This is a genomic window from uncultured Shewanella sp. (assembly GCF_947491715.1).
In the GTDB taxonomy this organism is placed as follows: Bacteria; Pseudomonadota; Gammaproteobacteria; order Enterobacterales; family Shewanellaceae; genus Shewanella.
The window spans coordinates 66,352-91,785 of record NZ_CANLKR010000023.1 but is presented as its reverse complement, the minus strand read 5'-3'; the positions used below and the strand labels follow the sequence as shown (position 1 = coordinate 91,785).

Annotated in this window: 23 protein-coding genes; 12 read left to right on the top strand and 11 right to left on the bottom strand. The window is 40.6% G+C overall.

The window, feature by feature from the left end; all coding sequences use genetic code 11:
* The first annotated feature begins 90 nt into the window (after window positions 1–90).
* On the top strand, window positions 91–1,281 hold the full coding sequence (locus tag Q0779_RS15790) for a multidrug effflux MFS transporter (protein ID WP_298773964.1): 1,191 nt from the start codon (window positions 91–93) through the stop codon (window positions 1,279–1,281).
* A gap of 77 nt (window positions 1,282–1,358) precedes the next feature.
* The gene (locus Q0779_RS15785) at window positions 1,359–2,111 is read left to right on the top strand and encodes a phytochelatin synthase family protein (RefSeq protein ID WP_298773962.1); all 753 of its coding nucleotides are present in this window, start codon (window positions 1,359–1,361) and stop codon (window positions 2,109–2,111) included.
* A gap of 79 nt (window positions 2,112–2,190) precedes the next feature.
* Here the strand turns inward: Q0779_RS15785 and Q0779_RS15780 are convergent, their stop codons facing one another.
* Window positions 2,191–3,234 (bottom strand): alkene reductase, encoded by a 1,044-nt coding sequence (locus Q0779_RS15780; RefSeq protein ID WP_298773961.1) that lies wholly within the window; start codon window positions 3,232–3,234, stop codon window positions 2,191–2,193.
* A gap of 191 nt (window positions 3,235–3,425) precedes the next feature.
* Here Q0779_RS15780 and Q0779_RS15775 point away from each other — a divergent pair, with 191 nt between their 5' ends.
* Complete coding sequence (locus tag Q0779_RS15775; RefSeq protein ID WP_298773960.1) at window positions 3,426–4,007, top strand: TetR/AcrR family transcriptional regulator; 582 nt, start codon at window positions 3,426–3,428, stop codon at window positions 4,005–4,007.
* 63 nt (window positions 4,008–4,070) lie between these two features.
* On the opposite strand, the gene Q0779_RS15770 is transcribed toward Q0779_RS15775, so the two are convergent.
* Window positions 4,071–5,141 (bottom strand): hypothetical protein, encoded by a 1,071-nt coding sequence (locus tag Q0779_RS15770; RefSeq protein WP_298773958.1) that lies wholly within the window; start codon window positions 5,139–5,141, stop codon window positions 4,071–4,073.
* A 516-nt stretch (window positions 5,142–5,657) separates the two neighbouring features.
* On the opposite strand from Q0779_RS15770, the gene Q0779_RS15765 reads away from it, so the two are divergent.
* The 4 genes from Q0779_RS15765 to Q0779_RS15750 all read left to right on the top strand — a co-directional run bounded on the left by Q0779_RS15765 (window position 5,658) and on the right by Q0779_RS15750 (window position 8,876).
* Entirely contained in the window at window positions 5,658–5,963 is a 306-nt protein-coding gene (locus Q0779_RS15765) for a hypothetical protein (protein ID WP_298773955.1), read from the top strand.
* A gap of 306 nt (window positions 5,964–6,269) precedes the next feature.
* Entirely contained in the window at window positions 6,270–6,629 is a 360-nt protein-coding gene (locus tag Q0779_RS15760; protein WP_298773953.1) for a nuclear transport factor 2 family protein, read from the top strand.
* A gap of 152 nt (window positions 6,630–6,781) precedes the next feature.
* Entirely contained in the window at window positions 6,782–7,051 is a 270-nt protein-coding gene (locus Q0779_RS15755) for a cupin domain-containing protein (RefSeq protein ID WP_367180819.1), read from the top strand.
* Window positions 7,052–7,511: 460 nt separating this feature from the next.
* Complete coding sequence (locus Q0779_RS15750) at window positions 7,512–8,876, top strand: hypothetical protein (protein ID WP_298773951.1); 1,365 nt, start codon at window positions 7,512–7,514, stop codon at window positions 8,874–8,876.
* Window positions 8,877–9,088: 212 nt separating this feature from the next.
* Here the strand turns inward: Q0779_RS15750 and Q0779_RS15745 are convergent, their stop codons facing one another.
* Both Q0779_RS15745 and Q0779_RS15740 read right to left on the bottom strand, forming a co-directional pair.
* Window positions 9,089–9,604, bottom strand: a complete 516-nt coding sequence (locus Q0779_RS15745; RefSeq protein WP_298773949.1) for an NUDIX hydrolase — start codon at window positions 9,602–9,604, stop codon at window positions 9,089–9,091.
* Window positions 9,605–9,760: 156 nt separating this feature from the next.
* Window positions 9,761–10,069, bottom strand: a complete 309-nt coding sequence (locus tag Q0779_RS15740) for a hypothetical protein (protein WP_298773947.1) — start codon at window positions 10,067–10,069, stop codon at window positions 9,761–9,763.
* Between the two features lie 1,253 nt (window positions 10,070–11,322).
* Between Q0779_RS15740 and Q0779_RS15735 the strand changes: the two genes are divergently transcribed.
* Genes Q0779_RS15735 through Q0779_RS15725 form a run of 3 tightly spaced genes read left to right on the top strand, consistent with a single transcriptional unit; the run spans window position 11,323 to window position 12,668 of the window.
* Window positions 11,323–11,784, top strand: a complete 462-nt coding sequence (locus Q0779_RS15735; RefSeq protein WP_298773945.1) for a hypothetical protein — start codon at window positions 11,323–11,325, stop codon at window positions 11,782–11,784.
* A gap of 37 nt (window positions 11,785–11,821) precedes the next feature.
* The gene (locus tag Q0779_RS15730) at window positions 11,822–12,331 is read left to right on the top strand and encodes a hypothetical protein (protein WP_298773943.1); all 510 of its coding nucleotides are present in this window, start codon (window positions 11,822–11,824) and stop codon (window positions 12,329–12,331) included.
* Window positions 12,282–12,668: a hypothetical protein gene (locus tag Q0779_RS15725; protein ID WP_298773941.1), complete on the top strand. Its 387-nt coding sequence runs from the start codon at window positions 12,282–12,284 to the stop codon at window positions 12,666–12,668. Before Q0779_RS15730 ends, Q0779_RS15725 begins: the two co-directional genes overlap by 50 nt.
* A gap of 156 nt (window positions 12,669–12,824) precedes the next feature.
* Here Q0779_RS15725 and Q0779_RS15720 read toward each other — a convergent pair whose 3' ends face one another.
* Both Q0779_RS15720 and Q0779_RS15715 read right to left on the bottom strand, forming a co-directional pair.
* Window positions 12,825–14,747, bottom strand: coding sequence for a radical SAM protein (locus Q0779_RS15720; RefSeq protein WP_298773939.1), 1,923 nt, complete (start codon window positions 14,745–14,747; stop codon window positions 12,825–12,827).
* Window positions 14,748–15,027: 280 nt separating this feature from the next.
* Window positions 15,028–15,918 carry an amidohydrolase gene (locus Q0779_RS15715; protein WP_298773938.1) on the bottom strand — a complete coding sequence of 297 codons (891 nt, stop codon included), beginning with the start codon at window positions 15,916–15,918 and terminating at the stop codon, window positions 15,028–15,030.
* Window positions 15,919–16,482: 564 nt separating this feature from the next.
* On the opposite strand from Q0779_RS15715, the gene Q0779_RS15710 reads away from it, so the two are divergent.
* Window positions 16,483–17,067, top strand: a complete 585-nt coding sequence (locus Q0779_RS15710; RefSeq protein ID WP_298773937.1) for a uracil-DNA glycosylase family protein — start codon at window positions 16,483–16,485, stop codon at window positions 17,065–17,067.
* Window position 17,068: 1 nt separating this feature from the next.
* Here the strand turns inward: Q0779_RS15710 and Q0779_RS15705 are convergent, their stop codons facing one another.
* From Q0779_RS15705 to ackA, 3 genes are all read right to left on the bottom strand, one after another.
* A complete protein-coding gene (locus Q0779_RS15705) occupies window positions 17,069–17,536 on the bottom strand; it encodes a hypothetical protein (protein WP_298773933.1) in 468 nt (155 codons plus the stop codon).
* Window positions 17,537–17,964: 428 nt separating this feature from the next.
* Window positions 17,965–20,106, bottom strand: a complete 2,142-nt coding sequence (pta, locus tag Q0779_RS15700; RefSeq protein WP_298773931.1) for a phosphate acetyltransferase — start codon at window positions 20,104–20,106, stop codon at window positions 17,965–17,967.
* Window positions 20,107–20,248: 142 nt separating this feature from the next.
* Window positions 20,249–21,442, bottom strand: a complete 1,194-nt coding sequence (gene ackA / locus Q0779_RS15695) for an acetate kinase (protein ID WP_298773930.1) — start codon at window positions 21,440–21,442, stop codon at window positions 20,249–20,251.
* Between the two features lie 180 nt (window positions 21,443–21,622).
* On the opposite strand from ackA, the gene yfbV reads away from it, so the two are divergent.
* Window positions 21,623–22,066 carry a terminus macrodomain insulation protein YfbV gene (gene yfbV, locus Q0779_RS15690; protein ID WP_298773929.1) on the top strand — a complete coding sequence of 148 codons (444 nt, stop codon included), beginning with the start codon at window positions 21,623–21,625 and terminating at the stop codon, window positions 22,064–22,066.
* Between the two features lie 37 nt (window positions 22,067–22,103).
* Here the strand turns inward: yfbV and pflA are convergent, their stop codons facing one another.
* Together pflA and pflB are read right to left on the bottom strand one after the other, a co-directional pair.
* Window positions 22,104–22,841, bottom strand: coding sequence for a pyruvate formate lyase 1-activating protein (gene pflA, locus Q0779_RS15685; protein ID WP_298773927.1), 738 nt, complete (start codon window positions 22,839–22,841; stop codon window positions 22,104–22,106).
* A 287-nt stretch (window positions 22,842–23,128) separates the two neighbouring features.
* Window positions 23,129–25,426, bottom strand: coding sequence for a formate C-acetyltransferase (gene pflB, locus Q0779_RS15680; RefSeq protein WP_298773925.1), 2,298 nt, complete (start codon window positions 25,424–25,426; stop codon window positions 23,129–23,131).
* Window positions 25,427–25,434: the final 8 nt, after the last annotated feature.

The following is a 25,434-nucleotide window of genomic DNA, read 5'->3' as shown; positions in this document are numbered from 1 at the left end:
AGCATTCTTTCAATAATGCGCCTTGAATTAAGCCTTTTTACGGGCTCTGAAAACATGCACTTTCAAGTGGTTTGGGTTTAAAGGGTGATTATGGCTTCAAGTGAGCAAATGAGACTATTGTTTTTCACTGTCATGTTGTCGGCGATTGTGGCCATTACCCCTTTTTCAACGGATCTTTATTTGCCCGCAATGACGAATATGGCGGCCGATTTTGATGTGCATATTACCCTTATTCAACAATCCTTGAGTCTCTTTTTGGCGGGGTATGGGTTAGGCATGTTTCTTTTTGGCCCCATGATGGACAAGTTTGGCCGCCGTTATTTTGTCATTTGGGGTATATTGGGGTTTATATTAGCCAGTGTCTTATGTGGATTGACCACTGACGTTGAATGGTTTTTAACCTTGCGCTTTTTACAAGCGCTATCGGGGGCTGCGGCTACCGTTGCTATTCCTGGTTACGTTAAAGAACTCTATGGTAAAGATACGCCTAAAGGTATGTCTTATCTTAATTTAATCATGATGTTAGCACCACTTGTTGCGCCCAGTGTCGGCAGCTTAATGATGAGTGTAGGCCAGTGGAATTTGATTTTCTTTTTACTGGCAGCCTATGGAGTCCTTATTTTTATTTTGGCTGTTTTTTGGTTACGTTTTCCAAGTGATAAGCAAGTGCATCATCGTAGTCAATTATCGTTTCTAAAAAATTATCAAAGGGTGTTCTCAAAAAAAGGGGTGAAATTAGATATCTTAACCAGTTTTTTTGCCTCTTTTGCTTTCTTTTGTTATATCACAGACTCTTCTTTTGTTTTTATGCAAGTATTTGGTTTAGATAAGTATACTTTTTCCATTATTTTTGCCAGTAATGTGGGCGTCTTAATTTTGGCCAGTTTTATTAATGGTCGATTACTTGACCGTTATGGTTCGGCAAAGTTATTAGCAGTGGGGACACTACTTGCTATATTGACAGCGTCAAGCTTAGTGACAGTGAATGTACTGGGATTCAGTTATTATTTTACCTTAGCCACCTTATGTCCATTTATGGGGTGTTTATGGATCATGTCAGTGAATGCTGACTCCATTGTTCTAATGAAATTTAAAAAAGAAGTCGGCACAGCCTCTGCAGTGATCGGCACTCTTAAATTTGGATCTGGCGCTTTTGCAGGCCCCTTATTGGCACTGTTTCATTCAGGGACAGCGGTGCCTTTTTCAAGTCTATTATTGAGTGCAGTTATTTTGGCTTGCATCAGCCAGTGGTTAAATTTCTTTTTGAAACGTCGTCGCTAAAATCAGGAGAAAGACTACGCTTTTATTATCTGTATGCTGGCTTGTTAATGGTTATGTGTCATTTAATTGGACTGAGTATGAATATAAAATCTGTGTGTATTAAAATGGTTTATCTTTGTTTGGCTGTGGCTTCTTTTTGGGTTAATGGTCAAGAGGAGGCGGAATTTACGCTTATTTATCAAAATTCTACGGAAGCGCCAAGTAATGATCTCGCTCAACAGTTATTTAAAGAGGCGCTGACAACGGGAGATTTTTGGGCGTCCATACGCTATTTTGTGACCCAAAAAGAGTTGAGTTATTGCGCGATTGCCAGTAGTGTTGTTGTTCTTAATTCTTTAGATATTCCTGCCCCAGCAAACCCGAATGTTTATCCCTATCAGCTCTTTGATCAAGATAATATTTTTACTGATAAGGTGTTAAAAGTGATAAGCCCTACCATTGTCGGATATCAAGGCACGACGTTGGATGAGATGCGTCAAATTTTATTGGTTTATAATGTGAATGTAGAGCGGGTTTATGCCAGTAATAGCAGTGTTGAAAATTTTAGAACGGTGGCCATCGAGACATTAAAGAGTCCGAATAAACGCTTGGTGGTTAATTTTGATCGTAAAGCACTACAACAAGAAGGGGGCGGGCATGTGTCTCCGGTGGTGGCTTATCATGAAGCACAAGACCGCTTTTTAGTGTTAGATGTGGCGCGTTATAAATTGCCTTCATATTGGGTTAAAACGGAGCATTTATTTAAAGCCATGTCAGGGATTGATAATAATTCTAAACGTAGCAGGGGCTATATGGTTGTGGGGAAAAAGCTCAATTTTAAAAATGAGTGATGCATTGCAAAGACCACAAGTTCATCTTCTTATCTTGTGGTCTGTCTTGAGATTAACATGAGGTTTCGCGAGATGATGGTTAAAAAAGGGTGCTGAGCATATCATCACTGTAAGGAGTGAGAGGTTGGTCTTGACGGACTTTTTCCACATAATCTGGGTTGGCAATAAAGGGACGACCGATGGCAATAAGATCAAATCTGTCATCACCGATGGCAGTGCTGGCCATGTTTGGTGTATAACTGCCCACGCCCACTAAGGTGTTTTTGTAATGACGGCGTACATAATCAGATGCGCGTCCCTCTAAGTAATCGAACTCCATTCCATCATCAAAAATGCCTATATGCAAATAGGCCAGATCGCGTTGCTCTAATTGGGGTAACAGATAATCAAATACATCACGATCTTGCTTGTCGCCCGTCATGTTGAAGTAAGCGCCGGGGGATAATCGAAGTGCGGTGCGATCATGGCCAATGCGAGCAATAATCGCATCCACTACTTCTAGCGCAAAGCGTGACATTTTTTCTGGTGTTCCACCGTATTTATCCAGTCGCTGATTACTGGCATGGTGTAAAAATTGGTCGATAAGGTAACCATTTGCACCATGGATTTCAATGCCATCAAAACCTGCATCAATGGCATTGGCCGCGGCTTGAGAATAATCTCTCACTAATTGTTGAATGTTATCTTGGGTGACAGCTTTGGGGGTGACATAAGTGAGCTCACGCATACGTGGCACGTTGCCTTCAATACCAATAGCAGAAGGGGCGAGCACGGTTCCATCATTGAAAAAATGTGGGTGGGCGACGCGGCCAGTATGCCACAGTTGGGCAAATATTTTTCCGCCATTAGCATGCACGGCATCGGTGACTTTACGCCAACCCGTTATTTGTTCTGGGGTAAATAATCCTGGTGTATTGGGGTAACCTTGACCGTCAGGACGAATGATAGTGGCTTCAGAAATGATCAATCCTGCATCGGCGCGGCGCGCGTAGTAATCGACCATGTCTTGAGTGGGAACCAGATTGGCATCACTCATACACCGAGTCAGCGGGGCCATTAAAATACGGTTGTCGAGATGGATCGTGCCATTGAGGCTGAAAGGTTGAAATAAATTATCTGTCATGAGAATACTCTTTATTCCTGATGGTTATTCCTGATGGTTATTTTTTGAGAATCTTTTTTGAATGTTTATTCAAGATAACTTTATTTGAATGAACATTCAACTTCTTTTTTGAGCAAGTATTCAAGTATTTTTTGAACAAGTGACTCACTCCCTGTACACTGTTTCTATGATGGATAAAATGCTATTTTTATATGCGTAATGCTGAATTTGATAGAGAAGCGGTGTTAAGAGCCGCGATGCTGGCTTTTATGGATAAAGGTTATGCTAAAACCAGTATGCAAGATTTAACGCAAGTGACGGGGTTACATCCCGGCTCTCTTTATTGTGCGTTTACTAATAAACGTGGTTTGTTACTGGCAGCGATAGCGCAATATCAAAGCGATAAAGCGGCAGAGTTTGATGCGTTTTTTTCAACTCTTGAGACGCCACTTGTACAGCTTAAAACCTATCTCGACAGTTTAGTGCTTGAATGTATTAGCTGTGAAGCCAGTAAGGCGTGTTTGCTGACAAAAGCGCTAAACGAAATGGCGGAGCAAGATGATGAGTTGCAACAGATCATTAGCCAAAGTTTACATCGCTGGGAGCTCAGCATTGCCGAACAGTTTGCGAAAGCCAAAGACATGAAGTTGCTTAATAACTTGCGGGGCAGTGAGGCGCTGGCGCGTTATTTTGTGATGGGGATTTATGGCCTGCGCACCTTTGCCCACACCCACCCTAAGCATGAAGTCTTACAATCGCTTGCGGATCAGCTGTTTGAGGATGTCACTCGGTAATGGCTTGTGTGAAGTGTTGTTTAAATAGATTATTCACACAAGGCTATTGATATTAAGCTTCGATTATTCAGGTGTTTTGAGCATTAACTCAGCATAAGTATCAGCATTGTCAATTCTATACTTTGCGGGTAATTGTGCGTATTGCTTTTGTTTGGAGATGTAACAATGATCCCAAGTATTTGCGAACTTATGGGATGCTTCATGAATTAATATCGCGATACTTCCTTTTTTAGCAAATGTATATGGAAATGCAATATGAATATCTTTACGCTCATCAGATAATTCAACATAACCCCAAATGTTTCGAGGTCGTAAACTCCCCGTGTTTCCAGAGCCCATCGTTTGTGTTTCACTTGACGAAGCATTTTTTACGCCTAATGTTGCTTTAGATTGTTTTTCATAAAAGACTCTATTTTCTTCCCAGCGTTTTTTTGATAGGTTTAGAATAGTGAGCGGATGTGTTAAACCTTCATAAACCTGTACGACTGCTTCGGCTACTTGTTTTCTTTGTTTCATTTTGACATCATGATCGTCACTTAAATTAAATGTGCGGTCAATATGTTTAAGTATCTTCTCATTTACCCTGTCGTCTTCCTGGCACAATATACCGTAGTAACTATCAATCTGCTTTTGCATGACTTCTATTGCAGAATCACGTATTGTTCTTATATTTTCAAAATCCTGAGGCGATACTTCAAAGTGATTACCAACGGTGAGATCCCCTTGCTGCATATAATGCAGATTATTTTCCTGATAAGAAAAAGTACCATTACTCATTGAAAGCGGTATTTCATGCCTAAAGAGTTCATTATTACTTGAGTCTGTAATCGAATAAACCTCATGTGTTACACCAGAGTCCACGTTGAAATGCGTATTGTTACACATTGCTAATTCTCTTAACCGATGAAATGCATTTCTAAACTCCCATATTGAACTCTCTGAATTAAGAATAATAATCAATTCTTTTTTGGCTTGTACTCTTTCAGTTTGACAGAAAAAATCTTTAATTGAATCAAATACCCAATCAATGTAATGATATCCATTTTTTTCAAGATTTATCATTTCATTGGAAGATATCGATAATGGATCACTGGCAAATAAGGTTGTTCCAGATTTAAGCTCAATCCCACTCATTTTTGATGCTTAATATTTAAACAAAGATGCTGCATTGTAAGTGAGTAAAAATTGACGATATATCAAAAAAAAACAAATTTATCATTTTTATTCTCATCAGAATTATGCTGACTTTTGATATATTATATTTTTTATAATTAAAACAATCTTATACTGGATATTATTTTATTTGGCTTTTTATGCTAACAAGAAGAGCGATTTTATTAAATGCCCCTCATCTATCATTGAGTTTAACAGTAAAAAATGACTTATCATTTAATGGATGAAATTGTCGGTAGCATGATTAAATTTTTCCGGGTTCTCAAGAAAAGGGAAGTGTTTTCCATCTTTATTTGCCTCAAAGATAATCAATTGAGATAGATGGAAAGCAATATGCAGTAGATGCAGGTAGTGTCAATAAGGATGACTTCGAAGAAAATCTTGATTTCACGGTTACGGAGCTAATGTCGCAATGAGGCTTAACAAGCAGTTGGAACATTTACGCGCTGCGCTAGGCGTTATACGCAAGGAAACTAAATGAGTAATAGTGCTTTAAAATGGATTTTCGTCGTAATTTACTTAGTGCTCGCATTTTGGTTTGGCTTGTCGTTTGAGTGCAAGTCTGATAGCGCTAGACCTTTAATGATCTCGTTAAGCATTACCCCTCTAATTCTCATTAATATTAATTTCTTTTTGCAATTACCAATGAATTTACTACACCTTCCTGAAGTAGCGAATGTATCTAACTATTCTCTCAGGGGTAAATTGGTTCTTTTTACTTGGTTGTTGTTTTTGGTTGCTGTTTTATGGGGCGCAGTGGGGGATTTTGGCTGTAGCGTATAACACCCAACAACAACCAAGCCACCCACTGTTAAATTGCCCTTGATTAAACTGATTGCAAGGCATGTCGCTTATTGCTGAAATCTAGGGGCTGGTATATCGGGTCTTGTTTATTGAGAGTCAATAGGTTAATTTAATCAGTTGTTTAAGTAATACTCAGTATCTTGGCTATGGGAGTGTTGACTAACTGAGAGTGAGACATAGAGAGGCAAGGCGCTGGTCTGCTTATTAAAATAGAGTGGTATGTAGTGGTACAGTGAATTGAGCATGTGCACTATATAAAGATTAACGCCCATAAGGATTTGTGTTATGGAACCAAGAAAAGTCGTCGAAGCATGGGTGGAGGCTTTTAATAAAGCCGATGCCGATCTTATCTCAAGCTATTACACGGATGATGCCATAAACCATCAAATTGCTAACCGTGAGGTTATTGGCAAAGAAGCAATACAGGCAATGTTTCAAGAAGAGTTTGCAGCAGCCAAAATGGTTTGCATTGTAGAGAATATTTTTCAAGATGGTGAGTGGGCCATCCTCGAGTGGAAAGACCCTCTTGGATTACGAGGCTGCGGTTTCTTTCATATCAAAAAGAGTAAAATTGATTTTCAGCGAGGCTATTGGGATAAGCTGTCATTTTTAAAACAACACGGGATGCCAATTCAACATGATTAATTGGCATCGTAGGTTTAACAAGACCGTTGGACGGCTTCTGTTGGCCTTATTTGATTTGCATAGGGAATAATTAAGTGATCCGAAACTTTCTTGAGAAAGAAAAGCGAATTCAATCAGCGCATGATGGAGAAGGCATTACAGAGTGATATGAAATTTGGAATAAGTCAGATTTTTTAAGTCACTGTGACTTTATTGATAGGCAAGTTATACCGCCTAACTCTACCCTTGGTTACCATAAGCACGGCAATGATGAGGAAATGTATATTATTCTTGAAGGCTCTGGAACGATGACTATAGAGGGTCAGCAAGTTAACATTAAGAAAGATGACATGATTAAAAACCCACCTTATGGTGAACACGGCTTAGTGAATGACTCAGACGCAAATATAGATCTGTTAATCATTAAATTTGGCCTTGAGTAATGCATATAAGTAGGCATAAACAGCCATTATTAATATCAGATACTTCACTCTACAGAGTCGTTCCTTCACACTTTAAATTCACTTATTTTGTGAATAATACTCATTTTTTAAGGAATAGCAGCAGGCGTTACGGTAAAAATACTCAGGTTATAATTGGATTAATACTGAAGATTGAACTCTGGTCAAAACCTCTGCATGTAGATAACAAAGACACCTAAGATTATTTGCCTAGATTATAAGCATAAACTAGGCTTTGATTAATTGATGAGTCATTGATTAATCAATTCATACCAACGCTAAGGAAAGCGATAGTGAGTTGGATCTTATCGGGGAAAGATGGCAAGTACGCTAGAACAGCCAGATTACACTCGTTTAAAATTACGCATTGAATAATAGAATCATGGCACTGGGCTCAATGCCTCTATTTTATTGACTAATAACTCAAATACAGGATAACAGCATGAAATTGCCATATTCATTAGCTTCGCGTGTCGCGGTCTTTGTCGTGTTTACACTGATGAGCGCCAATGCGCTTAGCGCAGTGGATAATATCGTTATTAATTGGCCTGCAAAAACCAGTGGTAGCATCAATCCGATCCTTGTTTATGAATTGCAAATTTTAGAAGAAGCCAAGAAAAGCAGCGCAGATATTAAGCCTGCTGCATACGTTACCGCTATTCCTGCTCAATCAGGTGTTCCTACACCAGTTCCTGCCCCTGTCAGTTTTTTTTATGCAGAAAATCAAACCATGCTATATGATATTTATGTTAGCCAAAGCAGTACGGTTTCGAAGTCAACAACGTGGAAACATTGCCAATTAAGTCTCGTTAATGGCCAAGTGGTTTCAGGGCAAACTACTTGTGGTGGGGCAACAAAAACCGATAATTCAACATCTACTGTCGGTGTTTATTCTTTTGGTACTAATTTTGTAACAACCATTGCGAAACCGCCAAAAGGCTACATGAATTACTTGTGGAATGTAGCCCCCTCGCGTTCAGTCACCATTAAAAATAGTACCGGCAATAAAATTTGTTTCAATATGTCGAGCAAATTTAATAAAAGTCAGTGCACAGGCACTGGCGATATAAGGATTGATAATGGCAGTCAGCATGTAATAACAGTATCTGAAGTTGGTGCCATGTCCCATGTAGGCTTTATTACAGGATCATATGATGACAGTATATGGACATACTCTGGTAATATGCCAAAGGTAGGTGTCTATGCTACAGCGTTAGAGTGGAGTATCTTTCCATCCAAATCAGTGGGTTCATCAGAGGCTGGAAAAACAGATCATACTATCGGTATGACCAATGTGGATTTAAGTGCTGTTAACGGATACAACTTTGCAGCGACACTTTCTGTTGCATCTGACAGCATTTGTAGTACGGCAATGCGTGATTCAGCTGGAAATGCACAACCCGCAAAATATGCTGTGTATTCTGGTGTTATCGCAGAATTACCAACATCAGGTATAATTTTAAAAAACCAATGTCCAAGAGACTCTCTGGTTAGCAATTTGTCCGACTTTAAAGGTTGTTTGAGCCCATGTAAATTGACGATTAAAAATGGGAGGTCTACTGATTTTCAAAACAAAGTCTGTTGTCAGGGCAGCACGTATGGCAGTTCTACAGCCTGTACAGCAGCGACAATCGACTGGAATGGTAAGTCTTTGAAACATGACAAACTCCCCTATGTGAAAAACTTAGCGTCGCCTAATACTGAGAATGTTTATCGTTGGCAGTTTGATGATTACGTAGGTGATTTCTCATGTCAGCCAGAAACCAGTTTAGTGTACACAATTTATTCAGCCAATAGCAGCCGCTAGTTGATATAAACTAGTTTTGTTTTAATCTTATTCCGAGTTAATTTTAGCATTATGCACAGTCCGTTGTGGTATAGATAAATTAGCATACTCTATATAATATCTAAACTTCAATGAATTAGATTATGAATGTTTTGATCATAACGAGTTTATATGGAATAGCGTTTTGCTCAATGAAAAGCTGGATGATGCTTGATTATCCAGCCCGAGAAACCTTAAAGTAGTTCTTCAACGATCCGCTTTAATAAATAAGTTTCTCTTTCAATCGACATGCCTTTTTTATCGCTGTTAGCCATTGTTTCTTCGTTATGGGCAATGGCGTGATGGATATTAATCCATAGCGGCCGCATGCCATTTTGGATTTCATGGGCTTCAAGTTTCGTTTCACCCAGCTCGGGGTCAATGGAGCACACAAAGCAAAACGACTCCATGTGGACACTGTCAAAGTCTGATTTATACCATGGCCTGAATTCTTCATAGCGGCCAAATTCACTGATAATGTCGATGTGTTTGGCCCCCGTTTCTTCTGCCAGTTCACGAAGTAATCCTGTGCGGATATCTTCCCCTTCATCCACTCCGCCTCCAGGAATACTGTAATCGTGATAACGCTCGGTATAGAGCATCAGTATATTCTCACCGTCAAGAATAATGCCTCTTGCCGCTTGACGATAGAAGGATTTGCCTAAGTCTTGCTTGAGTGCTGGGTGAGTGGTACTTCGTAGTAAACGCATGATTATATAATTAATTTTGTATGGCTCTAAAGAGGCGAGATTATAGTTGAGATTGAGGGGATAAGCGAATTGTTAGAGCTTGGCCTTGCATAGCAAACCCGGTGGCTGTACCAATCATGCTTTACAGAGCATGATTGGTACAGGTATGAGCGCAGGTTATTGTTGAGGAGGTTTAGGCATATTTTGCTGCATCACGTCATCGAGTTGATCACTGGTAATATTCGGATTCGCTTGTTGTAAACAAGATAATAAAGCCGACTTATTAGGCCTCTCTCCAGGTGATGAAGGCTTACCTTCCTCTAAACAGGTTTGCATTTGATCTGTGCTGACATTTAATGCAGCACTTAATTTATCGACGGGCGGTTTAGGTGGTTTTCCTCCTTGATCGGCACTGGCGATAGAACTAAAAAGCAGTGTACTGAGTAATATACTTGCAGCAGCAACAACGGATGAACGTTTTAACATAATACTTTCCTCTTTAAATCAAGCAGGTAATAGATATACTTCGTAATCGATATCTGACATTGAGTTAATCACACCTGTTTTAAAGGTGGTGATACAACCGACTAGAGGCACAATAGCAAATAGAGGTCTACTGGCTCAATTGCACGGCCTTTTAACTGTGTTTTAGGCTTTCATAAGCACTTTATTTGTTTTTTTTGTATATAAACATAGAGAGATTACGTTTTATAAGTAATTAAAGTGATTCTTTAATCAATTATTCTGTATTAAAAAAAGTAAGACAATATACGTTAACTGACAAAAACTTTAAAAGTGAGATGTTTTACTAGGTAAGCTGACTTTAATTGATATTTGGCATGACTTATTGAATGTAAAATTGAATAAATGAAAGTAAAATTAAGCTAAGTCTTATCAAGCTTGGGCAATGAGTTTAACGCTAATAGCATGTAAATGAATATTCATAATGAGTAAAACAACGAATTACTTTATTTCTAACGGATTAGTCATGTTGGTATGAGGGTATTAGAGCTCGATAGTGATGAGGTGTGATAGTTATGTTTTTTATCTCTCACTTGTGTCTCTTGACGCTATTAAGGAGGGGGACGCCTTTTTATCAATAAATCATGGGCTACCTATATAGAAAGTCATTGACTTTATAGGATAAAAAATGAATGGATTATTGTTGTGTTAGGTCTGAAAGCGAGTTTTAATGAATTGACATTAAGTTATACCTAATCGTTAATCACTATGAATGAGAATGTATTGTTAAATAATAAGTCAAGTTAGTACTATAAACGGTTTTTTATTATTACATTTTTCATTTTAGTGGACTTAATGTGACTTTTGTTGGTTATTGAAATATTTATAACCAAAAAATTCACATTAATTCATTAATTTTAAAAAAGCTAAAAAAAATATTTTTTATCAGCGAATAATGCTCACTCTCTTCTTATTTTAGAGCGCTTATTCTGTTTTTCATATGGATTAAGGAAATGAAATTGATCCCTATAGTAAGTGCCGTTTCCAGTACGAATAGAAGGGTTATTAGGCACTGGCGTTATTGACTCAAAGAAGATAAATAGCCAATGCCTTTTTGATAAAAGTCCTTTGTTTGACAATGACTGAACCTAAATCTCATCTTACCAGTTAGTCATAATTCGTGTTTTTTTTAATATAAGCGTCTAAACCAAAGTGATAGCTTGATTGTATATTAACCATTTTGATTGTTGTTTATACGTTTTTAGTGGAGTGTTCATATGCAAATACAAAGTCCTTTGTCTTTTTCACAAAATTATCACCAAAGCTTGAAGTATTTAGTTGAGCAAGCACTGATCTCGTTAGGGTGTTCTGCTGACAAATTGACGGATATTCAGTCTCATTCTAGTATCCATCTTGAATTCGAATCTCTTCCTCGAATAACGCTGAATATTGAAGATGATAGGTTATGGCTATGGTCGGCTTTTACTGAATTAACTCCAGGTTTTATTGCTCAACATGCATCTGAACTCTTTATTCTTTTACAAGAACCTATTCCATTATTAGAACTAGAGCAAGCTATTCTAGTGAGAGCCACAGTAGGATATGAACTTAAAGCGTTAGTGGATATTTCCTGTTTACATTCACCAGAAAACTTAGGAATGCTCATTGAATCATTCCATAAAAAAATCTATGCCATTGATCAAGTGTTCACCATGCACATGACACGTTTACATTATTGAATCTAATATCAATCTATCTACTTAATAAGGAAGGGTTATGCCAGAAATTTTAACGGGACTATCGACAATTTCACCCACCATCTCACCTATAATATCAGCAACAACAGAGACGACATCAATTTCTCAAGGTTTGACGGGAATATCCAGTGATCAGTCATTCAGTAAAAGCTTAACGCCTAAAACATTTGAGCTTGCAAGTCATCTTCATCCAGACAATCGAACTTTTGACAATATTAATGAGTTGACTCAATCCAAATTGGCGTTTTCAAGAGAGTCATGGGTTGATGTGGTGCGTTCATATAATAAAGAATCAAACAGCAATGGACTTAGGCTACGAGTAGCTTATCCACAAGAAGCAACTGAGCTTACGGCAACTAAAAAAGAAAACCTTAAAGATAGAATTCAGGGATTTGGTAGCAATGGAAAAGCATTTAAACCCAGTACGATGGATAATGTGAGTGAAAAATTACATAAAGTGGTGCATACAGCAATTCATCATGCCCCCGATTTGGCGAGTACAGGTATCGAAATGGCCACTCGATGCTAAGGCCTTAACTACTGCTGTTAGTGAGGTGCTCACGGCGATTAAAGAATCAAAGGGGGATTTAAAAAATGGTGATTATAAGGCGCTGGCATTGCATATTTCCGATGGTGCGGCAGGTATGATCCGCTCAGGTGCATCTGTCGCATCTGTGGTACATAAAGTCTCGCATGCGCTTGAAACCGTTGGAGCGAGTGTACCTGGTATTGGACTCTTGGTTAAACTGACGGGAGATACTATGTGGTATTCAGCTCAACTGGCTAGAGAAAAAGTCCATAATGCCATTGAGCCTAGTATGTTAAAGGATCCAGTGCATAAAGAGAGACTTAACAAATTAGATTAAGTGATTTGGACTGGAAAAAGAGAGCCATTAGACTCTCAATAATGGAGGTATATTCATTAGGCATTCATTTGATAAGGGGCTTGGTAAATGGATGCCTTTGTTTTTTTAATAATGAGTAGTAGCCAACAAAGACCGTTCTTAGGTGTTAATAAACAATTAGATAATGAGGTTGCTAACCGCTTTTGAAATGAGATCTTTTTTCATTTCAGTGCCTAATACAGGTTGATTAAACCAAAAATGCATGGGTTGTTCAAAGCCAATGCCGTGCATATAATTGTAAATGGCTTTACGCAGTCCCTCACCTAACATTTCATGATCGGTTCCCGTTGGGTCGATAAAGTCGACATCGTTTTCAGCAAATAATATCTCAGGTTGCTCGACCAATGTGATCCCAAATTGTTCAGGATTTTTGCCTATAGGACTGTGAACGGTAGCCACAAAACGATGCCAGTAGGCGGATTGGAAACAGCCCTGTTGCATCATTTGACGCACCATTTCTAACGCATCGATGGTTTCTTGTTCTGTTTGTGTGGGAAAGCCATACATCAAATAGGCATGAACTAAAATGCCTGCATCACTAAAGGCTTTAGTCACTTGGGCGACCCGCTCAACACTGACGCCTTTTTTCATCAATTTTAATAACCTGTCTGATGCGACCTCAAGACCGCCACTGACGGCGATACAACCAGAATTTGCCAATAACTGGCACCGCGCTTCACTAAAGGTACGTTCAAAACGGATATTTCCCCACCAACTGATCACCACGCCTCGCTCGATTAAGCGCTTGGCGAAGGTAAATAACAGTTTTGGTGGTAGCGCTTCATCGACAAAATGAAAGCCCGTTTCACCTGTTTCTTCAATGACTTGCTCAATTCGGTCCACCAGTACATCGGCGCTAGCAGCATCGAAACGGTCTATATAGTCAAGGCTGACATCACAAAAGCTGCATTTTCGCCAGTAACAACCATGGGCGATAGTGAGTTTATTCCAGCGGCCATCGCTCCAAATACGGTGCATGGGGTTGAGCATCTCACATAAAGACAGGTATTCGTCCACAGGCAGGCCATCGTAGATTGGCGCGCCGACATCGCTTTGGGGGATATCATGGAGTGCGCTATTGTCATTAAAGTGGACGTATGGATTGCCTTTTTCATCTTCTGCGAGGAAATAAGTTCGCACTAGGGCGTCTATTTCATGTTGTCCTTGAAAGTACTCAAGTAAGGTGAGTAAAGGCCGCTCTCCGTCGTCTAGACAGATAAAGTCGACAAATTCAAACACACGAGGATCTTTCAGTGCCCGCAGCTCAGTATTGACAAACCCTCCACCCATGACAATAGGGAGTTCAGGGTTGATGGCTTTACAGGTTTGCGCAATGCGTAAGGCTCCCAACATATTGCCGGGAAAAGGTACGGTTAATGCCACGACACTGGGCTGTGTTTCGTCTAAATATTGTTCGACTAATTGTTCTAGGATTTCCGAGCTAAAACTGGGCTCCTCTATCAAGGTTTGATAGAGGTTGTCAAAGCTTGGGTTGGCTGCGGCTAATTGCTCGCCATAACGGCTCACTTCAAAATAGGGATCCACGCCTTGAGTGATCACATTCGATAAATCATTAATCATTAAGGTGGCAAGGTACTTGGCTTTATCTTGAACACCGAGATTGCCAAAGGCGGCTTGCAACACATCGCCGGATACCGCTTCCATTTGTGCAATCGCATCAAACGCTGGGCCTTCAGGTAAAAAGCGCCGAGAGTTGATCCGCATTGCAAGGCTGGGATCTTTTCCTTGTAAAAAGCGTATAACAGGTTCAATGGTGAGATGGTAACGGTCAAATTCAGCCAGAAAATGCGCGATAACGTCTGGACACTCATCGTCATTCACGTGCTCGAAGTTGGCTTCGACATGTTGCCGTATAATCTCCAGTGCAGGGGCTGTCATCATTTCGAGGAAAAGCTCAATAGCAGGATCTCGCTGAACCGCTTCATAACCACGTGAGCGTAAAAAGCCCGTTAAATACGCTGTAGCGGGGTAAGGCGTATTCAGTTGGGTCATGGGAGGAGTCATTAGAAGAACGGTCATAGCTAGCCTTTAAATAATCACACTTGATGATTCAGTTTGATACTGAGTGTGGCGGTGAGCACCACAGCCATAAAATAGCCGTGGATTCTAGCAAATGAAAACTATTCAAGCTACATAATGTACTAGCAAATGAAAACTATTCAAGCTACATAATGTATTAGGATCGATCGAGTGTTCAGGCATAAAATGAGAGAGCAATGCTATCATCGAGTGTCAAAGGTTTAACCTGAGGCCAGTGAGTGTCTTGATCTGTGCAGGCCCTAGTATGAGTTGTTGTTTTTTATATACGATAAAGGCGTTCTGCATTATCTTGCCATATTGCATGTTGTTGAACGTCGCTTAGAGGGGAAATGGCTGCTAATACGAGTTCAAACCAGTCATCGTAATGGTGAAAAAGGCTATCGACTGGAAAGTTTGAACCAAAGAGCACGCGCTGCCAACCAAATATTGCAATGACATCTTGGATCATTTTTTGACTTATTGTCTTGTCCATTGGGTGGTTAAGCATGGCGAGTCCCGATAGTTTTATGGCCGTATTACTCTTGCTAGCAAACTCGGTGAGATAGTCTCGCCATTTGTTCAGGCTTTGTTGGTCTCGATTAATCGGCATGCCCATGTGATTTAAGATAATGTTTGTATTAGGGTACTGTGCTGCAACAAGGCTTGCTTGGGGTAATTGATAATCATAGCATTGTAGATCAAAAGATAACTGGTATTGGGCTAACAGTGAAAACCCATTAAGCCATTTCTTGTCTTTCATGAGTTCAGGTTGGGGGCACATATTAAAACGAGGATCGGGGTGTTCGTTAATGATTTGACGGATCCCACGGACATTGGAATATGCCTTATGCTGTGAAATGACCTCTTCAATATTATTTGCACTGAGATCGGCATAAAAAACAATACCGTTTGGCAGCTCCCATTTGTCACTTTGTGCTTGTAGCCAAGCGGTTTCTTTGATGGAACTTTGTGTTAGTGATTGAATATGAACAGATTTTATGATATTTGTTTTTGAGGTTGTGCTTTTAAAATCATGCACCAGAAAATCGACGCACAAGTCGCTGTAGTCACCAATCCATATTTCTTTTGGCTTATCAAGTAACCAAGGATGATTATCTTGTTTTAAATCCCATAAGTGATGGTGGCAGTCAATGAGATCTTGTTTTTGCATGCGATGAGTGAATAATTAAGTGGTTGTTGGTTTTATTATAGTGGCTAGTTTGATAAGTGTGGACAGGAAAAAAAGAGTACTGATGACCTCATTTCATATTCAGTTTGACATCTTTAGTAACAACTTTTTACATAAATATAGGGAGTAGACTATTAAGTTTCAGTTTTCATTATTTATCAATGTAAATGAGAGACTAGTGAATCCCCTTTTTCCATCAAAATTCATTAATAAGGACTTTATACCCAAACCACTTGAAAGTGCATGTTTTCAGAGCCCGTAAAAAGGGTTAATTCAAGGCGCATTATTGAAAGAATGCTTATTGCCTTTTGAGGTGATGCAACGTAGAAGTTAGTCTTTTTACAGGCTCCCAACGGGCTGGTTTAAAACACTTTTATTCTGCGTTATTGAATATCAACTTAGAATAACTAAGCCCTCAACTCAATGCCTTGCCTAAACGCGTTTTAATTCCAGCTGAATCCTGCATCTTCAAGTGGTTTGGGTATAGTTTCGTTATATTTATTGATGGTATAATGGATTGCGAAACGTTCTCAAAGGAATAAAAGTATGGATCCGCTTTTGGTGTTAAAAGAAAATGTGAAGCAATGTGACTTGTGTGCTGCTGCTCTTCCATTAGGACCAAAGCCTATTATCCAAATGGGGGCAGAGTCTAAAATCTTAATTGCAGGGCAAGCGCCGGGTAAAAAGGCACATGAAAAGGGAATGCCTTTCGATGATGCCAGTGGAGATAGGTTACGTACTTGGTTGGGAGTGTCGAAAGTAACATTTTATGACGAAGCGAAATTTGCGATTTTACCCATGGGCTTTTGTTATCCGGGAAAGGGGAAAACGGGTGATCTTCCACCGCAATCAGAATGTGCAGTCAAATGGAGAGCAGGTTTATTGCACGCCTTAAGTGGTATTCAGTTAACCATAGTGGTGGGGCAATATGCAATGGCTTACCATTTACCTGAAGAAAGACAAGGAGTGACGCAAGCGGTGACCCATTGGAAGCTATACTGGCCTAAAGTGATCCCATTACCCCATCCTAGTCCAAGAAATAACATCTGGCTTAAGCGTCATCCTTGGTTTGAAGCAGAAATCTTACCGAGTTTGAAGGCTAGAGTCAGAGATATTTTATCTGCTGGGTGAGCTAACCATGATTATTCCGTTTTTTTTCAGGTAATATTTCACTAATGAGCCATTGATTGTCGCTGTAATCGACTTTAACGCTGCGATCATCAATCCATTTTTGATTATTTTTTAGGCCATACAGTTTAATGGTAACGACTTGGCTTTGTTCAAATTGACTAAATAATTCGGGATCGGGCGTTGTTATTTCTGTGGTGACATTGGTGAGGGAAAGATTCAATAAATGCCTTTGAACACTGGACGGTATAGCGTAGTGTTTAAGCAGAGATTGCAATGTTGGGCTGACATAAAGCTGAGCTTGTTCAAGGTTTTTTTGGATGTAGATGGCGTTAAAAAAAGCGAGGGTCACGGCTTCTGCTTCTGATTGAGGCGATGAAAAAAAAGAAAAACTCGACAAGATAGATGAATGTTTGATATCACAAGCGGTTAATGAACATAACATAATTAAAGCAACAAAGGCTGTTCGCATAACTTATCCGTTAAACTACATTGTCGTATAGCCAGTATGCTGTTTATTGATATTATTATCAATAAATCATTTATTATTAATGCGTTATATTTTATAAATAGTGATACATTCTGTTTGAACGGATTATTTTTATCAGAAAATAAATATTACCTATTGACAATAAAGTATGATTCAGTCATATCTATATGATCTTACTAGAAAGGTTATCCACAAAATCTGTGGACAAGTATGTTGAATACTTTTTTTATTTATTATAACCAACTAAATATAAACGAGTATTTTAAATTGGTTATTTTTTGACGCCTTGTCGTTTTCCTCAAATATGTCCTATTTTTGTTTATTTTCCGTCCCATAAAATCAGTTATCCACATCAAAAAACCTCTGTACTAGTTAGTGCAAAGAGTACAGAGGCTTTGAGTTTACTCGCTTTATGTATTTTGTGATGCTTGTATTGCCGTTAAAGCAATGGTGTAGACAATATCATCCACTAATGCACCACGTGATAGGTCATTGACGGGCTTTCTCATGCCTTGGAGCATTGGGCCAATACTGATGAGTTCAGCACTTCTTTGTACTGCTTTATAAGTGGTATTACCCGTATTTAAATCGGGGAAGACAAACACAGTGGCTTGACCTGCTACTGGGCTATCAGGTGCTTTAGAGCGAGCCACATTGGGCATTACTGCCGCATCATATTGCAGTGGACCATCAATGATAAGCTCAGGGCGTTTCTGTTTGGCAATACGAGTCGCTTCACGGACTTTATCGACATCATCGCCTGTTCCAGATCGGCCCGTCGAATAGCTTATCATGGCGACTTTAGGCTCAATGCCAAAGGCTTTTGCTGAGTCGGCGGATTGAATCGCAATATCTGCCAGCTGTTCGGCATTGGGATCAGGGTTAATGGCACAATCGCCATACACTAAAACTTGATCGGGCATTAACATAAAGAAAATCGAAGAGACTAAACTGGAGCCCGGTGCCGTTTTGATCAGTTGCAGTGGCGGGCGAATAGTATGGGCTGTGGTATTCACTGCGCCTGACACAATACCGTCGACTTCATTTTGAGCTAACATCATGGTGCCAAGCACCATGTTGTCTTCTAATTGCTCACGGGCAACGACTTCCGTTAAGCCTTTATGACGACGAAGCTCCACCATAGGCGCGACATATTGATTGCGAACAACATTGGGCTCAATGATCTCAACACCTTCCCCTAATGTGACACCTTGCTGACTGGCGATGCGATGAATGTCTTCTTTTTGGCCTAATAAGACACAGCGTGCGATCCCTCGTTCGGCGCAAATTGCCGCCGCTTTAATGGTACGCGGATCGCTTCCTTCAGGTAAAACAACGGTTTTTTGAGCTGCGCGAGCCAGTTCAGTTAGCTTGAAACGGAAAGCTGGAGGAGATAACCTATGCTCACGAGGTGAGTTTTTGGTGACACTTTCGACCCATTCATTATCGATATGACTGGCAACAAACTCTTGAACTTGCTCGATACGTACAGCATCATTGACGGGGACTTCATGATCGAAGCGTTGAATATTTAATGATGTTTGCCAAGTATTAGTATCAATTAAAAAGACAGGTAAGCCTGTGTCAAAGGCTTGTTGGCAGAGCTGCATGATTGCAGGCTCGGGTTGGTAGCTTCCGGTGAGCAAGAGCGCACCAATTTTCACTCCATTCATCGCGGCCAGACACGCAGATACAATGACATCAGAGCGATCGCCTGAGGTGACCAGCAATGAGTCTGTTTGAATATGGGTGACCATATTTGGCAAACTGCGAGCACAAAATGTGACCTTTCTGAGTCTGCGGGTATCCATTTCGCCAGCATTAATGATTTTGGCATTTAAGTGCAGTGCTAAATCTGATGCTCGAGGAGCCACTAAATCTAAACTATAAGGGACACTGCCCAAAATACGCACGGCGCTTTTTGCAGGTAGAATAAAGGCTTCTTCAGCATGTGCTTCACTTAGACTTTGATGATCAAAGACTTCAGATAAATCGGGGCGAGTGCGACCTTCTTCATCTACAGGGGCATTAATTTTGTTGATGATAGCGCCAATTAAGCGTTTATTTTTATTTCCACCCCATGCGTTATGGGCAATTTCAAGGCGGTTGGTCAGTTCTACAGAGGTTTCAGTACCTGGGGTCGCAACAAAAATAATATCAGCATCAAGGGATTTTGCGATAGCGTAATTTACATCACTTGAAAAAGGGTGATTGCGGGTTTGTACTAACCCTTCGATGATCATTGTTTCGCTATGATCGGTCGCTTGAGAGGCACGAGCAATGATTTGTTCCATCAATACATCAGTTTGATCCAATCGAATTAAATGCTCAGCGTGTGCCATAGTAAATGGCTCAAGGGGATTAATGGTGGGTGACTGACTTAAAATGGTGGTCGAACGTTCAGGGCTTGTATCACCTAATCGTTGTTGAGCGATAGGTTTGAAAAAGCGAACTTTAATTCCCTGATGCGCTAATGCGCGTACTAATCCTAAGCTAATGGAAGTGAGACCCACGCTGGTACCGACAGGGATTAGCATGATGTTGCGAGACATATAAACCTCTTTGTGACTCGATGTATTGAGTGAGACTCATTACGAATGATGTCGTGATGAGTCTTAGGGTATTGTTCCTAAGTTTATGATGCTTTGGTGCATAGAAAAACATAGGAACAGAATATAAAAAATAGGTGCTTGTTTACGTTAGTGCAATGGCATCTTGTGCAATAACCCATTCCTCATTAGTGGGGATCACCATGGCGATAGGGCTGTTATCAGAGGTGATCACGCCTTGCTTACCGAAGCGTGCGGCTTGATTACGTGCATTGTCGACATTAAAATGAAAAATGGCGAGTGCATCGAGTACTTTTTTACGGATCACATCTGAGTTTTCGCCAATGCCACCAGTAAAAACGACAGCATCGAGGCGAGTGAGGGGAACAGTATAAGAAGCGATATATTTAGCTAAACGGTAACAGAAAATTTCAAGAGCTAAGGTCGCGCCTTTATGACCTGCTTCATATCCTTCTTCGATGCCGCGGCAATCATTGGTGAGTTCAGAAATGCCTAAGAGACCACTTTGGTTATTTAATAGTGTATTGACTTCATCTAAGCTATAACCTAAGCGATTGACCAAATGGAAAATAATGGAAGGGTCTAGATCGCCACACCGTGTGCCCATGACGAGCCCTTCCAATGGGGTTAGCCCCATAGACGTATCCACACTTTTACCCGCTTTAATGGCAGTGACTGAAGCGCCATTGCCTAGATGGGCGCAGATAATATTGGTTTCATCAATGGGTTTATTAAGCACCTTTGCGGCTTCTTGGCTGACAAACAGGTGACTTGTACCATGCATTCCATAGCGACGAATGCCATTATCACGATATAGCTGATAGGGAAGCGCATAAATATAGGCTTTTTCAGGCATGGTCTGATGAAAAGCGGTATCAAATACAGCTACTTGTGGTAAATTTGGAAAAGATGTTTGTGCGGCGCGAATACCGATTAAATGTGCAGGGTTGTGCAGTGGGGCTAGGCTGGCACAATCTTCGATACCTTGAATAACACTGTTATCAATGAGAACAGATTGGGTAAATTTCTCTCCACCATGAACGACTCTATGGCCAATGGCTTGAATTTGTTTGGCAAGCTCTGGGTGTTGTTTAAGGATGGTGTTTACAATGTAGTCAATGGCTTCTTTATGAGCACTCATGGCACCTAAGCTTGCATCTTGTTTTACGCCTGCCACTTTCCATTTTATCCTGGCATCTTGCAGACCAAAACATTCAGCTAGACCTGAAATTTTATCATCGCCGTTACTGGCGTCAATGATGGCAAATTTAAGAGAGGAGCTACCACAATTGAGCACCAATACGAGTTTGTTTGACATGGTTAAACCTTACGCAATATTCGTGAACTTAGGTTCACATAGTATAATGACTTCTTATCATTCAAGGATGAAGTCTCGAAAACAGGTTAAAAGCAAAGGTGGCTCCCGATGATTTGCTTGGGAGTCATTATTAGCCTGTGCTAACATTAAAGACAGTCTAGTGAGTAGTTAGGTGCCTTTTTGAGTATTAAAGTATTTAAGACCTTAAGCGATGGTCGACGTTATATGAAAACTTGGCCTATGGTCCGACAATTGAGTTTTTATTTTCCTGAATACCGAGTGATTAAAGCGATGAACATTGCTATTCCCTTGATGCCAATATTGGCTGTGGTGGCAGCAATGAGTCAGTTATATTTCCACGGTATGGCATTTCTTCCTCAAGCGTTTACTATCGCAATTTTCTTTATTAGCATCCCTCTTCAGGGATTGCTTTGGTTGGGTTGGCGTTCTCGTCATCCTCTGCCGCTTTCTTTACTAGAGTGGGGGAACACCTTGTCGACAAAGCTCACTGATCTGGGGGTGTACTGTCAACCTTTAGGAGCCAAAGCGTGTTATTTTGATATGGCGATGATTTTAAAAGCAGCCTTTGAACGTCTTGATGCCAGTTATTGGGAAGAGCTCTAGCGTCACTTTAATGGCCTTATCAAAGCACAGTATTTAATTATACGGCATGGATCCCTCGCTGAGTGAATACGGTTTTGATTTGTGCCATTGTGGCTGCACTCGGTGGCGAAATATTGCCAAGCTGATATGTTTCACCTAATGCCGTCCATTTGTGTTTTCCTAGTGGATGATAAGGCAACAATTCAATTTTTTCGACATTGGTCATTGGTTTGATGAAATCGGCCAGTGACTCTGCCGCCGGAATGTCATAGGTAAAGCCTTCAACGATGACGTATCGAATCCAAGTTCTTTTCTGAATTTTCTGTAAATACTGCGCAAATTCAAGTGTGTGATGATTACTCACTTGCGTTAATGCTATGTGTTTGTCATCGAACATGTGTTTGATATCAAGCATGACCAGATCGGTATGAGCTAATAGTGCGTGAATATCGGGTGTATAATGGCGAACAAACCCGTTTGTGTCGAGGCAAGTATGAATGCCTTTTTCCTGACACTTTTTAAATAGTGCAGCGACAAAGGGGGCTTGCAAAATTGCCTCACCCCCACTGACGGTCACGCCACCGTGACTGGCATCGAAGAAGGGTCGGTAGTTTTCAATTTGTGCCATGAGCTCATCAACATGGATTTCTTTGCCTGCATGAAGATCCCAAGTATCTCGGTTATGACAATATTGGCAACGCATTAGGCAGCCCTGCATAAAGACGACAAACCTGATCCCAGGGCCGTCGACAGTACCGAATGATTCTACCGAATGAATTCGGCCATGAACTGACATATACTTCCTATTTTACTTCATAAGGTTTTTTTGGTGATAATAGCGAAATGTGCTTAAAAAGTGGCCTTGTTAATGCGACTATTTTAGCTCCCTACTGACGATACTTATGTGCCTATTCCCTCGAGCGCTATTATCCACGTTATTGTCTTTGGTTTCGTGCTTTCTTTAGCCTTATAGACTCTTGACGATCTTTATGTTAGTTATCACTGATATAAAGATCTGTGTTCATCTCAAGGTGATTGAGTTATGGGTCATTGCCACCTGACTCAATCACCTTGATGGCACTTTTACATACTTTGTGTAAAGGTGCGAGTGATGACATCCTGTTGTTGCTCTAAAGTGAGCGCATTAAAGCGCACAGCATAGCCTGAAACCCGAATAGTCAATTGAGGATATTTATCAGGATGGTCTATCGCATCCTCTAACATGGCTTTATCCATGACATTGACGTTTAAATGTTGACCCCCTTCACGTTTATCATCATGAGCAAAATAGCCATCGAGTAATGCGGCCAAGTTGGCTTCACGGGTCGCTTCATCTTTGCCTAATGCATTGGGTACAATTGAGAAAGTATAGGAAATACCATCTTGTGCGTGGGCGAAGGGTAACTTCGAAACTGAAGTCAGTGAGGCGAGAGCGCCTGCTTCATCACGGCCATGCATAGGATTAGCACCAGGTGCAAAAGGCGCGCCCGCTTTGCGGCCATCAGGGGTATTCCCCGTTTTTTTACCGTACACCACATTGGAGGTGATCGTTAAAATTGATTGTGTCGGAATGGCATTTCGGTACATGGGCTTATGACGAATTTTATCCATAAAACGATGTACAAGTTCGCAAGCAATATCATCAACTTTGGCATTGTTATTACCAAATTTAGGAAAGTCGCCTTCAATCGTAAAATCGACAGCAATTCCTTTATCATTGCGGATTGGTTTCACTTTAGCGTATTTAATGGCGGATAAAGCATCAGCAGTAATCGATAAACCGGCAATACCACAGGCCATAGTACGGCGAACATCTCGGTCATGGAGCGCCATGAGGGCGGCTTCATAGGAATATTTATCATGCATATAATGAATACTATTGAGGGCAGTGACATATTGAGTCGCTAACCATTCCATCATGTCATCCAGTTTTGCAATGATCTCATTATAGTCAAGTATTTCACTGGTAATAGGCGCTGATTTTGGACCCACTTGAAGCAGAGACTTTTCATCAACACCGCCATTGATGGCGTAAAGTAAGGTTTTGGCAAGATTGGCGCGAGCACCAAAAAATTGCATGTGTTTACCGATAATCATTGGGCTTACGCAGCAGGCGATGGCGTAATCATCCGATTGAAAATCATTACGCATCAAATCGTCATTTTCATATTGAATGGCGCTAGTATCGATAGACACTTTAGCACAATAAGCTTTGAAAGCTGAGGGGAGTTTATCAGACCATAAGACAGTAATATTAGGCTCAGGACTGGCCCCCATGTTGTAGAGGGTGTGTAAAAACCGAAAACTGGTTTTGGTAACCAATGTGCGGCCATCTAGCCCCATGCCGCCAATGGATTCGGTTGCCCAAATGGGATCCCCAGAGAAAAGTTCATCGTATTCAGGTGTTCGTAAAAAACGTACCATACGCAGCTTCATGACCATATGATCGATCATTTCTTGGGCGTCATTTTCGGTGATCAGGCCACGGGATAAATCGCGTTCGATGTAAATATCAAGAAAACTGGCGGTACGTCCCAGTGACATGGCGGCGCCATTTTGACTCTTAACTGCTGCTAGGTAGCCAAAATATGTCCATTGAATGGCTTCTTTAGCGGTGTTTGCAGCTTGGCTAATATCAAAACCGTAACTGGCGGCCATTTGCTTGATTTGAGTGAGAGCGTGTTGTTGTTCAGCGATTTCTTCGCGTAATTGTAAGGTGTCTGATAGGTTTTTACCTTCTTCTAAAATAGATTGTAAACTCAGGAATTGTGCTTGTTTATCTTGAATTAATCTATCGACCCCATACAGGGCGATACGTCTATAATCACCAATGATCCGACCTCGGCCATAGGCATCGGGTAATCCCGTTAAAATACCTGATTTTCGACACCGTAATATATCGGGGGTGTACACATCGAACACCCCTTGATTATGGGTTTTTCTAAGGGCTGAGTATTGATATTTAAGCTGAGGATCTAAGGCTTTACCATAGGCTTGAAAGGCACTTTCAACCATGCGTATGCCACCATTAGGTAAAATGGCGCGTTTGAGGGGCTTTTCTGTTTGTAACCCCACAATGGTTTCTAAACTTTCATCAATGTAGCCCGCTTGATGTGAAGTGATCGTTGACACCGTACCCGTGTCAAAGTCTACAGGAGCATGAGTTTGATTTTCTTGTTTGATGCCTACTATCACCTGTTCCCACAACGCTTGAGTGGCTGGGGTTGCGGGGGCTAAAAAGTGATGATCACCTTCATAGGGCGTATAATGAGATTGAATAAAGTCGCGAACATCAATATTGGATTGCCATGGGCCCGAATGAAAGCCTTGCCAAGCATCAGATTGAAAATGGGTGTGTGTTATTGATTTATCTTGAGCCATGATGTTTC